This is a genomic window from Ohtaekwangia sp., assembly GCF_036786105.1.
Taxonomy (GTDB): domain Bacteria; phylum Bacteroidota; class Bacteroidia; order Cytophagales; family Cyclobacteriaceae; genus Ohtaekwangia.
The window spans coordinates 91,626-105,194 of sequence record NZ_DAIQRQ010000007.1 but is presented as its reverse complement, the minus strand read 5'-3'; the positions used below and the strand labels follow the sequence as shown (position 1 = coordinate 105,194).

The following is a 13,569-nucleotide window of genomic DNA, read 5'->3' as shown; positions in this document are numbered from 1 at the left end:
GAATGCATCACTACACACCTGTATTATCGCAAGCTATATTTGACCGACTCTATATTTTCATGAAAAACTTCTGGAGAAATATTCACCTGTACCTGGCACTTGCTGCGGGCATTGTCATTATGATCTCCTGCTTTACCGGGGCTACGCTGGTCTTCGAAAAAGAATGGCAACAACTTATATACCCGGAGCGCTATACCGTTACACCGGGAGAGAAACGTGTTTCCCTTGATGAAGCCGTGGTAGCATTTCAACGCAGCCATAAAGGCACAGCTGTAACCGGCATTAAAGTATATACCGATCCTGCCCGCTCGCTGGAGCTGAATTACAGTGAAGAAAAGAAACACGATAAAAAGGAAGAAAAGAAACATGAGAATAAACACCGTGAAGGCGGCAAGAAGGAAGAAGGCAGGAAAGGCGAAGCAGGCAAAGGCGCTGGTGGCGGAAGCCAGGCTTTTGTCAATCCGTATACCGGTGAGCTGATCAGCCTTTATACCTATCGCAATACATTTTTCTTTACTATGTTTTCGCTACACCGCTGGCTGCTCGCCGGTGATGCAGGCAAGTTAATCGTGGGAATAAGCACCAGTATATTTCTCTTTATCATCATAACCGGAATTATACTCTGGTGGCCAAAAACAAGAGCAAAACTCAGGCAGCATCTTACGTTGAAGTGGGCAGGCTGGAAACGTATCAACCACGACCTTCATATTGTAATCGGTTTCTATACTTCTATCTTCCTGTTCTCATTTGCCTTTACGGGACTTGCCTGGTCGTTCGAGTGGTTTAACAATGGTATATATTGGATCACGGGCACCGAGAACAAACGGCCTGAACCGCCACTCTCTGTAGCTGCACCCGGCACACCGGCAACGTACGACCAGATATTAGCTGCCGCAAAGCTCCAAGCCCCTGCAGCGGCTTATTATACCATCAACAAACCCAAAGACTCCGCCGCTGTATATACAGTAACCGTTTTATCACTCAACCCCGTTCATGAAAAGGCATCCGATCAATATTTCTTCGATCAATATAGCGCACTTCCGCTGGGTTCAGCTTTGTACAACGACCGCAACCTCGGACAACGTGTACGTGGTATATTTTATCCTATACACGTTGGTTCCATCGGAGGGTTACCCGGCAGAATCATCGCATTCGTCTCCTGCATAGCAGGTGTAACATTTCCTATTACTGGCGTTATTCTCTGGATCAACCGGCTCAACAAGAAAAAGAAGAAAGCGAAGAAGAAAGCTGGTGCCGTGGCGAAAGAAGTGCTTGCTGTATAAATAGCTGCAAGCCTCTGGCTACTGGATGCAGGGCCGTTAATCGTTACAGGTTAATCGTTACACGTTAATTGTTACAGGTATTATTCGGATCCAAGCATCCAATGGAACGCTTTGTAATGGATAACTTATTTTTCTGTGCTTTTCTGTTCCCGATAGCCATCGGGATGTGGGAACAAAATGCATTTATTTCCCACAGAATAACACAGATCATTTAGGGTAACCGTTAATATACTCTTCCTGATAACGATTAACCTGTAACTAATAACGATTTAATCATTAACGGCTAACTTGAATCACCAAATACGGCGTCAGGGTTTATTTTGTTCGATGGTGATGGTGTTCACCAGGTCGTTGATATATACCTCTACATTATCGTAGGCCGTGCTCAGATCGTGGCCATTGGCTTGTGCTTTGGCTGGATCAAGTTTGTGTGCCTTTTTCCAATCGTCTGGTATACCATCCCCAGCGGTGTTGACAGGCGGTGCAGTGGCATTCAGTTGCGGCCAGCCGCCTACATCCCGCTGCGAATCGATGATGCCGTTGACACTCCCTTTCGATCCGGCTGCCGTATAATTTTTATTCTTCACGTTATCGATGATGCGCGCATCCACAGCATCGCGTTTCAGGGAAGCGCCACCGTATACCAGGATGCGCTCATAAGCAACCTGCGCACTCTGTGTAGTTACATTGTTGTTGATGGGAAAGGGGTCTGCCCGTTTCATGGCAGCCTTGTCAGCATCAGTAACCGTACCATCGCTGCCGTGAAACTGGTTGTAAACACCGTACGTCCAGTTGTCATCCGTAGCACGCTGGCTGCCTTCTACATAATTTCCGTGCACATAGAACTTACCCCAGATATTATATACATCTGTACCCTCTACCTTACTCTTGTCGATAGAGATAATGCGCTCCTTCTTTTTTGTAGCCGGTCCGGGGCGATAATAGCAATTGACAATGTTTACGTTCATCGCTTCACCCCCGTAGCAACTGTTGGTAGGACCCCAGTTGTAAATTACATTGTTGCGCATATCCACCAGATCAGTCAATGCAAACGCGTTGCCAGCTTCTCCTAATCTTGGATTGCGGCTATCATGATGTGCCAACAGGTTATGATGGAACGATGCATTCCTGCCGCCCCATATACCTCCATAACCATGAGCGCCTTTAACGTGCACAGAATTACGAAGGCTCTCGGCAATGATGCACCACTGCACCGTTGTATTCTCATTGGCATAAAACGAAACACACTCATCGGTTGACCAGCTCATCGAGCAGTGGTCGATCATGATGTTCTTATGAAATCTTCCACCGAGGGCATCGCCTTCCTGCTTCGCCTCATCGCCCATGCGAAAACGCATATAGCGAATAATAACATTATCGGCTTCAATGATAACGGGATAATCCTTTAAACATATACCATCGCCCGGAGCGGTTTGCCCTGCAATCGTTACATCACCATTGGTAATTTTCAGCGCAGACTTGAGCGTAATAGTACCCGATGTTTTGAACAATATATACCGTGAACCCTGCGTTTGAAGAGCGGCCCGTAAACTTCCTGCTCCCGAATCATTCAGATTGGTTACGAACAGCACTTTGCCTCCACGCCCGCCGGTAGCATAGCGCCCGAATCCTTCTGCACCCGGAAATGCATACGCATCCTCTGCTACCAATACCGGTTTATCAGACATTAGGTTGTCCGTATCAGCACGCATACAATCCGTTGGCAAAATGTAGAGCATTAACAATAAGCTATTCAACACCGTATACATATATAGTTTCACAGATCAGATGTTTAATATTAATAAGAGGTGCAACCTTGCGCGAGGTCACACCTGCCTGAAAATAATAGTCAACCAGGTGAGCCCGTGCTGCGCATCGCTTTGCTGATAAAAAGACGCGCTCTTTATATTTTACTATACCGGTGCAGACATTAGCCGGAATGTTGCTAATTGTGAACATCTCGTGACATCCGATTCTGTCAAAGCGCATGAAAAATTGTTACGGGTAATCAATCGCTTTCTAAAACTATTTTCCTTTATATTGTGCAACCGATTACACATTATGTTGCACACTTCACTACGCGCAGTACATCCTTCTCAATATGGAACCTTTACCACCGTACAGCTTCGCGAACACTTCACGGCCCCTGACGACCTGATGGGTATGGCTATATTTCCGGCATCGGCTACGAGTAATTTCGTCAACGTACAAATTATTTATGTAGATGGCGGTATATTAGCAATCCTACAGAAACCAGCCAACGAAGCCTGATGTTTGAAAGACAGAACCTAACGGGAGGCGATATGAAAAAAGAGAAAGCCACCATACACGATATAGCGCGTAAACTGAATATAACAGCCTCTACAGTATCGCGCGCGTTGAACGATCATCCGCGCATTAGCGCAGAAACAAAGAAAGCGGTTCAGAAAGCAGCACAGAAATTAAATTACCAGCCTAACAATATTGCCGCGGCATTACGCAATGGCAGGAGCAACATCATCGGTATTATTGTACCTACGGCCGATCGTACATTCTTCTCATCGGTAGTGCGTGGTATTGAAGAAATCGCCAACGCTGCGAAGTACAATGTAATGATCTGCCAGACGTACGATAACTATGAGAAGGAAGTCTCTACCGTTGAAGCATTGCTCAACGCTCGTGTAGACGGTATCATTGTATCGCATGGTAAGGAGACGCAAAACTTTGATCATTTTCTGAAAGTAAAAGAGCGCGGCATACCCATCATTCTCTTCGACCGTTTCAACGATGAACTCGAAGTGAGTAATGTTGTCATCGATGATTTTCTCGGAGCCTATAACGCAACAGAACACCTCATTCAGCAAGGATGCAAGCGCATTGCACATTTTACCAATGCGCGCAAGATCAGCATTTTTAAAGAGCGCCTTCATGGATACCGGGAGGCGTTGCTTAATAATGACTTGAAGTTTGATGAGTCGCTGGTGATTGACAGCAACCTGCAGCTTGAAGACGGACGCAGCAGTATGGAACAACTGTTAAAGCTCAGGGAAATACCCGATGGTATATTTTCGTCTAGTGCCTACGGCATACTGGGGGCCATGCAGGTATTGAAAGAAAAGGGATACCGGATTCCTGAAGATGTAGCGTTGGTAGGTTTTAGTAATGAGCCATTCACATCGTTTACAGAGCCTTCCCTTTCTACAGTAGATCAGCACAGCATGCGCATGGGCAATGCCGCTGCCGAGATCTTCCTGGAAGAAGTTGCCGCCAGGGATAAAAAATTTATTCCCCAAAAAATTGTTCTGAAGCCAGAATTGATCATCCGCCAGTCATCGCTTCGTAAAAAGCCAAATTAAATTCGAATCTTACTGTTTTCTTCTTCAGGGAAATATGAACAAAAAACGTCTTTACAGCAAGCCAGGTCCTGGTATGATATGCCGCCTGTATTGTTGTCCCTCGCAACTCAAGGCATATACGCAACCGGGAAGGCCGTTACCGCCAATTAATCACAACATAAGATTTGAGTAGCCCTAAAAGAATTTCAGATGAAAAATTTTATCACGGAAGACTTCCTCCTCACCAATGATTTTGCCAAGACCCTGTATCACAACTATGCCAAGGATCTTCCCATCATCGATTATCACTGTCACCTTTCACCACAAGATATAGCTGCTAACCGACCGTTCGAAAACATTACCAAAGTATGGCTGGAAGGCGATCACTATAAATGGCGTGCCATGCGTACACTGGGTATATCCGAAAAGTATATCACGGGCAATGGATCAGATCAGGAAAAATTTGAGCAGTGGGCGTATGCCGTACCCTATACCTTGCGCAATCCTCTTTACCACTGGACGCACCTGGAATTGAAACGCTACTTTGGCGTGGATAAATTACTAACGCCCGATACGGCAACCGAAATATATAAAGCAGCAAACGAACAATTAGCGAATTCGTCATACCACACACGCGGCTTGCTTACCAGCATGAAGGTAGAAGTGGTATGCACAACCGATGATCCTGCAGATTCGCTTGCGTATCATCAAAAAATAAAGAACGATAAATTTAAAACGACTATACTTCCGACTTTCCGTCCGGATAAATCTTTTGCTGTAGAGAACACAACTGCATATATAGCCTATCTTGAAAAATTATCAGTAGCATCCGGAGTAACGATCAACAGTTTTGATTCTCTGTTGGCAGCGCTGAAAAACAGAGTTGATTTCTTTCATGCACAAGGCTGTAAATTATCCGATCACGGTCTGGAGCAACTATACTATCCGGAGAATAAACATGCTTATAACGCAGAGGGCTTGTTCGCCCGCATACTGAAAAAAGAAACGCTCGATAAACATGAAGTACATTTCTTCAAATATAGTGTGTTGATAGAGCTTGGCAGAATGTATCACGCCAAAGGATGGACGCAGCAATATCACCTCGGTGCATTGCGCAATACCAACGAACGCATGCTACGTGAGCTTGGACCTGACACAGGCTTTGACTCGATAGGAGATTTTTCACAAAGTGTAGCGCTCTCTAAATTTCTTAATGAACTTGATAGTACAAATCAACTTGCTAAAACGATACTTTATAATTTAAATCCTGCCGACAATGAGGTGATGGGCACCATGATCGGAAACTTTAACGATGGCTCTACCAAAGGAAAGATACAGTTTGGTTCAGCGTGGTGGTTTCTCGATCAGAAGGATGGTATGGAAAAACAAATCAATACGCTTTCTAATTTGGGATTACTGAGCTGCTTCATTGGTATGCTTACCGATTCGCGAAGCTTCCTCTCCTACCCGCGTCATGAATATTTCCGCCGGATACTCTGCAACCTTATCGGTAAAGATGTGACGGCCGGTGAATTGCCCCACGATGAAAAGTGGCTCGGCAAGATCGTTTCCGATATCTGCTACCATAACGCAAAAGCCTATTTCAATTTTTGAAGATATATACCGTAAAGCATATACCTGCTAAAAAAACACTAAAGCATGATACACAAACTCAATCGCCAGACAGCATCAGTTTCACAGAACAGACCCGTAAAAGTATTGCAATTCGGCAAAGGCAATTTTCTGCGGGGATTCGCAGACTGGGTTATAGATATTCTTAATGAAAAAACTGACTTCAATGGCGCGGTTGAGATTGTACAATCGATCAGTCAGGGAAGGGATTCTGTGCTAAATGACCAGGATGGTCTCTACCATGTTATATTGAATGGTATACAACACGGTCAGGCGTTCACTGAAACAAGATTAATCACCAGTGTAATCGGCACCTTTAGTCCCTCGGAAGATTTCAAACGGTTCCTGGAAACCGCGGAAAATCCACATTTGCAGTTTATTATTTCCAACACCACTGAGGCTGGTATTGCTTTCGACTCCAATGATACTACTATAGAATCTCTTGCCCACAGCTTCCCCGGAAAAGTTACGCAATTGCTATACCATCGATTCAGGCATTTTAAAGGTGCCACTGATAAGGGACTTATCATTATACCTTGTGAGTTAATTGAAAAGAACGGCGATGTACTAAAACAAACAATACTGCAATATATAGACCTCTGGAATTTACCCGAAGCATTCAAACAATGGCTGCTTACCGCGAATACATTTTGTAATACATTGGTAGATCGTATTGTGCCGGGCTTTCCGAAAGACACTATTCGTTCTGTACAAGAACAGATTGGCTTTGAAGACAATCAGGTAGTGACAGCAGAACCTTTTCACTTGTGGGTGATCGAAGCAACGGATGCGGTGCGGGCAGCCTTCCCTGTAGAGAAAACCAACCTGCAGGTGAAGTTTGTGAAAGACCTCACACCGTATCGCACACGTAAAGTAAGAATCCTGAATGGTGCACACACTGCATTAGTACCTGTAGCATACCTCCGCGGCCTTCGCACAGTGCGCGAATCAGTAGAAGACACCTATGCCGGTGACTTCATTCGCAAAACTATATCTGAAGAAATTATCCCAACACTCGATCTCCCAAAAGAAGAGCTGCAGCAATTTGCCAACGATGTGATCGAGCGTTTTCAAAATCCCTTCATTCGTCATGAGCTGATCAGCATCGCGTTGAACTCCATTTCGAAATATAAAGTGCGCGTGCTTCCGTCAGTATTGGAGTATAACAAACGCACCGGCAAACTTCCGGAGCGCCTTCTCTTCTCGCTTGCAGCGCTTATCTGTTTCTATAAAGGCGAAGTAAACAGAGAAATTATACCGCTCAACGACACTCCCGAGATATTGGCGTTCTTCAAAAGAGCATGGGCAACCAACAACCCGGTGCAGGTTGTAAAAGCAACACTCTGCAACACTGCGCTTTGGGGGCAGGACCTGACAGTCATTCCAGGCCTGGAAGATAAAGTTCTTCACTACGTTCTGAAATACCAGGAAGAATTGAGTAAGGATATGCCAGTGAATATTCTGTAGAATCCTGACATTTCGTGATGCCTTGACTGTAGTTTAGGCTTCTTTCAATAATCTTGTAACGTCTGTAAAAGCTTTAGATATTTCATTGTATTTTAACGCTATAATATGACGATGCCATCCGTTTTTATATCGTACAATCGAGCTTCTGAAGTGGAGCAACGTTAGCCGTGAGAATCTTTACGATTGGCGCTGTGCACGGTTTTACTATGCTGTTGCCCGATCAGTCTCCTTATCCAGAGGTGTTTCAACTGAAACCCGTTGCAGGATTTTTCAGGCAGATTACTTCATACTTTTTTCAACCAGTATTCTCAGCAAAGAAGTTATTCAGGAAATCGAATTAGCATTCAGCAAACTAAATGATAAATCCAAAATACTGGTTGTCTACGATAAGCGCGTTGGCAAAAACGTAAAGGTCTCGATTATTGCACAGAAGTATATATAGATCTAACTGCTGATGTTCAAAGCGTTCTGCTGGAAATTATAGGTAAGGTAAAACAAGTTCAAAAGGGAAAGCAAAGTTCTTCCGATTGGGGCTGGATATTCTAACAGGATTGAGTCTGTTTGCGTTAGCAAATATCATTGAACCAGGTAAGGGTAAACCATCGAAAAAGAGAACCTCTCCCTCTAAAAAGACCGTTGCTAAAAGAAGTGTTGTCAAAAAAGTAAAAGTCAAAAGTAAGTGCAAAGCAGCATGATCTTCTCGAAGTTCTGTAATTCTTTCACCGGGCGGTAACACTTCCTGCCATATCACAAATATAGAGTTGAACAACTTCTTCACCTTCATATTTACCAGTGTTGGTAACCTTACAGGTAACTTTCACTTCGTCTTGGAACAACATCCAGGCTTTGTCTATAGTTCAAGGGAATTACCGTAACCCACAATCATAACGGAAATAATAATGGTTAAAATGCCGAACACAATGGTTGAAAATGTTTTACGGCTCACACCTCTCCATTCCTGTAACAGCAAGCCCCACATACTCGATACAAGGATAATAAAGGCCATGTGCAATATCCATGAGCTGGCACCATTGCCTAGTTTACTCTCGCCCATGCCGTAGAAGAAAAATTGCAGGAACCACGTTGTGCCTGCTATAGCCGCAAAGATATAGTTACCAGCCAGCGGCACTTCTGCATTAGTATAATCGCCAAACGTTTTATTGCGGGCATTCAATACAATGCACCAGGTAAAGTTTGTTGTGAGTCCGCCCCAGAGCAACACTACAAAGATTACATTATTTTGAAATAGCGGATTGCTTCCGTGCGCTACAGCAGCCTCGGCCATTGGCTTGCCGGCTTCAATTCCAAAATTGAAACATGCACTCAACACACCGGAAATAATTGCCACCAACAAGCCTTTTGAAAAATTAAATTCCTGAATGCTGTTCTTCTTCTGTTCATCGGTAAGTTCTTTCTCTTTCATTATACCGGCACGACCGCAGATAATAATTCCGAGTAAACAAACGACTACACCCAGCAATACAACTTGTCCTGCTGTGCTGTTAATCATGGCAGAAAAAGTATGACGCGTATCGTGTGTAAACAGATCGCGGTAAACCGGTGGCACCAGCGAACCGAATGCAGACGTGAGCCCGAGTATAACAGACATTCCCAGCGATAGTCCCAGATAGCGCATGCCCAATCCGAACGTAAGCCCGCCAATACCCCAGAGTAATCCCATAACGAAAGTCCAGAAGATTACTGAAGCATTCGTGTTGTGAATGATGTTCATAAAACCCGGCACGGTGAGGTATGCAGCAAGCAGGGGTATAAATAGCCATGAGAATAATCCACCTACAATCCAGTAACTCTCCCACGCCCAGCCTTTTACTTTCTTATAAGGAATGTAAAAACTGCCGGAAGCAAAACCTCCCATGAAGTGATAAACAATACCTGCTATTACGTGCATACGCTGATTTATATTTTAGCGAATATTCATTTCTGTATGGAGAAACTATCCTGAACAATGCTGGAAATAGCTGCTGGTTTCTGGCTGCTAGCCGCTAGCCTTAGGGGAGTAAGAGTGGAGCATGAAATCTCTTGGTGATTTCTATGTGTCTTCTTTGAAAATTTTCCTTTTGTGCAATTACATTAAAAATATTTCCACATCGGGACAGCTATATTCTCTCGCAAAAAAATCTCCGCAACGAAATGTGGTGACTTGAAAAAACTCATGGAGCACAAATGCCGCTTACAAGAATTTTGTGGAAGAAAAATGATCGTTTGTAGCGGGGCACTCGCTAATCGTGAACCGCTGGCACGGATCATAGAAATATGCTCGGAGGTTTTGATTTAATCCATTAGATTTATCAGTTCAAAATTGCATAAACCTACTACGACTTGTATGAATAGACGTCTGGTATTAAAACAACTGGCGATGGCAACAGCAGGAGCCATGCTCTTGCCTGCATGTGGGGTAGATCAGAAGAAAGTCTCTATTGCACTTAATCACCTGAAGGTCACCGGCGATGAAGAAGATCTGCTCGCGGATATTGCTGACACGATGATTCCGGCCACCAATACACCCGGAGCAAAAACAGTGGGCGCACATTTGTTCACGCTGGTGATGGTGGACGATTGCCTCAGTAAAGAAGAACAGGAAAAATATCTGAGCGGCCTTCGATCGTTCAATGATAAAACCAAAGAGCTCTATGGTAAATCATTTACCAAAGCTTCACCTGAAGAGCGCCTGCAACTGTTAAGCTCGCTGGAGAAGGATGGCGAGAAATTACCGGAAGACCTCAAGACTTTCTACTCGCGTTCGCGCCAGTTCATTGTGCAAGGCTATACGTCTTCACAACATTTTCTCACGGATATCAAACCGTATCAATTAATTCCGGGTCCTGACTTCAAAGGATGCACACCGGTTACTGAACAAAAACCTGCATAAACACTATGGCAAATCTTAATATAGATTCTGTTAAAGAACGCACGTACGATGCGATCGTGATTGGCTCCGGTATAAGCGGTGGCTGGTCGGCCAAAGAACTTACCGAACGCGGGTTGAAGACGCTGGTGCTGGAACGCGGTCGCGATGTAAAGCACAACGTTGATTACCCAACCACCAATATGATGCCGTGGGAATTCAAACACCGCGGACAAATTCCGCAAGAGATACAAGACGCTAACCCGGTAGTAAGTCGTTGCTATGCATTTCGCGAAGATGCCATGCACTTCTTTGTAAAAGACAACGATCATCCTTACGTACAAGAGAAACCATTCGATTGGATTCGCGGATACCAGGTGGGCGGTAAATCGTTGCTGTGGGCAAGACAAACACAACGCTGGAGTGACTTTGATTTTGAAGGCCCCAAGCGCGACAACTTTGCCGTAGACTGGCCAATCCGTTATAAAGATCTTGCTCCGTGGTATAGTCACGTTGAAAAATTTGCAGGTATATCGGGTAACAAAGATGGTATACCTGAATTACCCGATGGCGAGTTTCTTCCTCCGATAGAGCTTACCTGTGTTGAAAAACATTTCAAAGAACAGGTTAGCAAATATTATCAGAACCGCCACGTGATCATTGCGCGTTGTGCGCACATTACAGAACCACAGGAAATTCATAAGCAGCAAGGACGCGCGCAATGCCAGCACAGAACATTATGTCAGCGCGGTTGTCCGTTCGGGGGATACTTCAGCAGTAACTCATCAACATTACCGTGGGCAGCACGCACAGGTAAAATGACGTTGCGTCCAAACTCGGTGGTGCATTCTATCATTTATGATGAAACGAAAGGAAAAGCTACAGGCGTTCAGGTAATCGATGCACTCACGAAAGAATCCGTAGAGTATTATGCACCAATCATCTTTGTAAACGCGGCTGCACTGAACACCAATCTTATTCTTCTTAATTCAAAATCAAATCGTTTTCAGAACGGGCTTGGTAACGATAATGGTTTGCTGGGTAAATATGTAGCCTTCCATAATTATCGTGCACGCATCTCCGGTGAGTACGATGGCTTCCGGGATTCAACTACGAAGGGGCGCAGACCTACAAGCGGATATATACCACGTTTCAGAAATGTATACAAGCAGGAAACTGACTTCCTTCGTGGATATGCAGCAGGCTTTGATGCCGGGCGCTATAATGAAATGGGTCAGGATGGACTCGGCGCTACGCTGAAAGATAAGCTGGCACAAACCAAACTGGGCCCGTGGCGGGTAGGCTCTCACATGATGGGTGAAACTATACCAAAAGAGACAAACTATGTAGCACTTGACTCTGCCTTGAAAGATGAGTGGGGTATGCCACGTCTCAAGATCTCGATCGATTATGACGACAACGATGAAAAGATGATCAAAGATTTCCACGAGCAACTCACGGAAATGTATACCAAAGCAGGCTTCACCAACATTCAGACCTTCGACTCCAAGCAAGCTCCAGGTCTGGATATACACGAGATGGGTGGTGTACGCATGGGGCGCGATCCGAAAACATCCTTGCTCAACGAGTGGAATCAGCTTCACGCCTGCAAAAATGTATTTGTAACTGATGGTGCCTGTATGACTTCCACTTCCACGCAAAATCCTTCACTTACCTACATGGCGCTTTCTGCCCGCGCGGTTGATTATGCAGTAAAGAATGTGAAGGCTTAGCAACCTATAGCACTATAAATAAAAAATCCACCGGAAGTATTCGGTGGATTTTTTTATTCTCATTAGCGATCATCCTTCCAGTATCCGGATCAAATCTTCGTTGATATAGTAGAGTTGCGTGCCTTCTTTTTTGGGCGTTAGTATCCTGGCCTGAATAAGCTCATCCATATATTTAGTGATGGTGGTGCGCGAGCTCTTGCCAACAATATCACTCACGGTTTTTGTGCGTATATAGGGCTGACTAAAAAGCGCTTCATTCATTTCTTTATTATACCATTTAATTTGCTTACGTCCCTGCTCCAGTGTAGCCTCCATTTGTGTGATAATCTCGTGAATCAATCGATTCGTGAGCCGCGCGGTTTGTTCTACGGCATCCAGCATGTACAGCACCCAGTTCTTCCACGAGCCACGCTGCGTTACACCGCTCAGCGTGAAGTAATACTCATCTTTATGCAGAAGAATATATTTGGAAAGATATAGCACAGGCTGCGACAACAGGTCTTTGTTTACCAGATATAGTAAATTAAGAATTCGTCCGGTTCTCCCATTGCCATCCTGGAAAGGATGTATCGCTTCAAATTGATAATGCGCGATACACATCTTCAGCAACGGATCGGTGGGATACAGGCCATCATTGTTCAGGTACTCGATCAGGTTACTCATCAGGCGCTCTACAATACCTTCTCCGCGAGGCGGAGTATAGATGATATCTCCGGTTCTGAATTCACTCTGCCCCTGCCGGATCACGATCTGTGCCTGCGGAGAGCGAAGCCCGGCCGATGTATCCTTGATTTGCTGAAATATCTTGACCACCAGGTTCAGGTTCACATTCCTGTCGCTTTGCATCTGGCTGAATCCTTCCCACAGCGCCTCTCTATATTTCAACACTTCTTTGGTGGAAGGATTTGCGCGTTCTTCCTGGGCTGTATCCGAAATGGCTTTGTATAGCTCGTCTTCCGTAGTAAAGATGTTTTCAATTTCCGTAGAGGTTTTGGCTTCCTGCAGGGCAATGGTGTTGATCAACATCATGGGGTTGGGTAATCGCAGCACGTTGCTGTTTACCATGGCCAGCGCACGTGAAGCCAACACCAGCTTTTTTAAAATTTCCGGATCGTTCTCAATAGCTTCCGGTGGAGGAAGCATGGGAAGATCATTAAAGGGTTTCGTTCTGTCGTATGGAGGCATGGGAAAATGTCCAGTTTTTTACCAAAAACTGGACAGATGACAAATTTAATATCAAAAACTGGACAAGTTTCTATCAAATGTCCAGTTTT

Annotated in this window: 12 protein-coding genes; 7 read left to right on the top strand and 5 right to left on the bottom strand. The window is 44.7% G+C overall.

The window, feature by feature from the left end; genetic code table 11:
* Positions 1–59 precede the first annotated feature (59 nt).
* Entirely contained in the window at positions 60–1,283 is a 1,224-nt protein-coding gene (locus tag V7Q33_RS05685; protein ID WP_333819177.1) for a PepSY-associated TM helix domain-containing protein, read from the top strand.
* Between the two features lie 308 nt (positions 1,284–1,591).
* Here the strand turns inward: V7Q33_RS05685 and V7Q33_RS05680 are convergent, their stop codons facing one another.
* Both V7Q33_RS05680 and V7Q33_RS05675 read right to left on the bottom strand, forming a co-directional pair.
* Positions 1,592–2,995, bottom strand: a complete 1,404-nt coding sequence (locus tag V7Q33_RS05680) for a pectate lyase family protein (protein WP_333819176.1) — start codon at positions 2,993–2,995, stop codon at positions 1,592–1,594.
* A gap of 37 nt (positions 2,996–3,032) precedes the next feature.
* Positions 3,033–3,272 (bottom strand): hypothetical protein, encoded by a 240-nt coding sequence (locus V7Q33_RS05675; RefSeq protein WP_333819175.1) that lies wholly within the window; start codon positions 3,270–3,272, stop codon positions 3,033–3,035.
* A gap of 72 nt (positions 3,273–3,344) precedes the next feature.
* On the opposite strand from V7Q33_RS05675, the gene V7Q33_RS05670 reads away from it, so the two are divergent.
* From V7Q33_RS05670 to V7Q33_RS05655, 4 genes are all read left to right on the top strand, one after another.
* Positions 3,345–3,554, top strand: a complete 210-nt coding sequence (locus tag V7Q33_RS05670) for a hypothetical protein (RefSeq protein WP_333819174.1) — start codon at positions 3,345–3,347, stop codon at positions 3,552–3,554.
* Between the two features lie 32 nt (positions 3,555–3,586).
* Positions 3,587–4,618 (top strand): LacI family DNA-binding transcriptional regulator, encoded by a 1,032-nt coding sequence (locus tag V7Q33_RS05665; RefSeq protein ID WP_333819173.1) that lies wholly within the window; start codon positions 3,587–3,589, stop codon positions 4,616–4,618.
* Between the two features lie 189 nt (positions 4,619–4,807).
* Complete coding sequence (gene uxaC, locus V7Q33_RS05660; RefSeq protein ID WP_331980661.1) at positions 4,808–6,211, top strand: glucuronate isomerase; 1,404 nt, start codon at positions 4,808–4,810, stop codon at positions 6,209–6,211.
* 48 nt (positions 6,212–6,259) lie between these two features.
* Entirely contained in the window at positions 6,260–7,696 is a 1,437-nt protein-coding gene (locus tag V7Q33_RS05655; protein WP_414693463.1) for a tagaturonate reductase, read from the top strand.
* Positions 7,697–8,174: 478 nt separating this feature from the next.
* On the opposite strand, the gene V7Q33_RS05650 is transcribed toward V7Q33_RS05655, so the two are convergent.
* A complete protein-coding gene (locus V7Q33_RS05650) occupies positions 8,175–8,480 on the bottom strand; it encodes a hypothetical protein (RefSeq protein WP_333819172.1) in 306 nt (101 codons plus the stop codon).
* 66 nt (positions 8,481–8,546) lie between these two features.
* Positions 8,547–9,605 carry an L-rhamnose/proton symporter RhaT gene (gene rhaT, locus V7Q33_RS05645; protein ID WP_333819171.1) on the bottom strand — a complete coding sequence of 353 codons (1,059 nt, stop codon included), beginning with the start codon at positions 9,603–9,605 and terminating at the stop codon, positions 8,547–8,549.
* 435 nt (positions 9,606–10,040) lie between these two features.
* On the opposite strand from rhaT, the gene V7Q33_RS05640 reads away from it, so the two are divergent.
* Both V7Q33_RS05640 and V7Q33_RS05635 read left to right on the top strand, forming a co-directional pair.
* Positions 10,041–10,586 (top strand): gluconate 2-dehydrogenase subunit 3 family protein, encoded by a 546-nt coding sequence (locus tag V7Q33_RS05640; RefSeq protein ID WP_333819170.1) that lies wholly within the window; start codon positions 10,041–10,043, stop codon positions 10,584–10,586.
* Positions 10,587–10,591: 5 nt separating this feature from the next.
* Positions 10,592–12,295 (top strand): GMC family oxidoreductase, encoded by a 1,704-nt coding sequence (locus V7Q33_RS05635; protein WP_333819169.1) that lies wholly within the window; start codon positions 10,592–10,594, stop codon positions 12,293–12,295.
* A 69-nt stretch (positions 12,296–12,364) separates the two neighbouring features.
* Here the strand turns inward: V7Q33_RS05635 and V7Q33_RS05630 are convergent, their stop codons facing one another.
* On the bottom strand, positions 12,365–13,480 hold the full coding sequence (locus tag V7Q33_RS05630; protein WP_333819168.1) for a Fic family protein: 1,116 nt from the start codon (positions 13,478–13,480) through the stop codon (positions 12,365–12,367).
* Between the last annotated feature and the right edge of the window lie 89 nt (positions 13,481–13,569).

Coding starts and splice junctions, on each gene's coding strand:
- V7Q33_RS05665 (WP_333819173.1), top strand. CDS start 3,587: ATGAAAAAAGAGAAAGCCACCATACACGATATAGCGCGTAAACTGAAT.
- rhaT (WP_333819171.1), bottom strand. CDS start 9,605: ATGCACGTAATAGCAGGTATTGTTTATCACTTCATGGGAGGTTTTGCT.
- V7Q33_RS05680 (WP_333819176.1), bottom strand. CDS start 2,995: ATGCGTGCTGATACGGACAACCTAATGTCTGATAAACCGGTATTGGTA.
- V7Q33_RS05670 (WP_333819174.1), top strand. CDS start 3,345: ATGTTGCACACTTCACTACGCGCAGTACATCCTTCTCAATATGGAACC.
- V7Q33_RS05640 (WP_333819170.1), top strand. CDS start 10,041: ATGAATAGACGTCTGGTATTAAAACAACTGGCGATGGCAACAGCAGGA.
- V7Q33_RS05650 (WP_333819172.1), bottom strand. CDS start 8,480: ATGAAGGTGAAGAAGTTGTTCAACTCTATATTTGTGATATGGCAGGAA.
- uxaC (WP_331980661.1), top strand. CDS start 4,808: ATGAAAAATTTTATCACGGAAGACTTCCTCCTCACCAATGATTTTGCC.
- V7Q33_RS05675 (WP_333819175.1), bottom strand. CDS start 3,272: ATGCGCTTTGACAGAATCGGATGTCACGAGATGTTCACAATTAGCAAC.
- V7Q33_RS05630 (WP_333819168.1), bottom strand. CDS start 13,480: ATGCCTCCATACGACAGAACGAAACCCTTTAATGATCTTCCCATGCTT.
- V7Q33_RS05635 (WP_333819169.1), top strand. CDS start 10,592: ATGGCAAATCTTAATATAGATTCTGTTAAAGAACGCACGTACGATGCG.
- V7Q33_RS05685 (WP_333819177.1), top strand. CDS start 60: ATGAAAAACTTCTGGAGAAATATTCACCTGTACCTGGCACTTGCTGCG.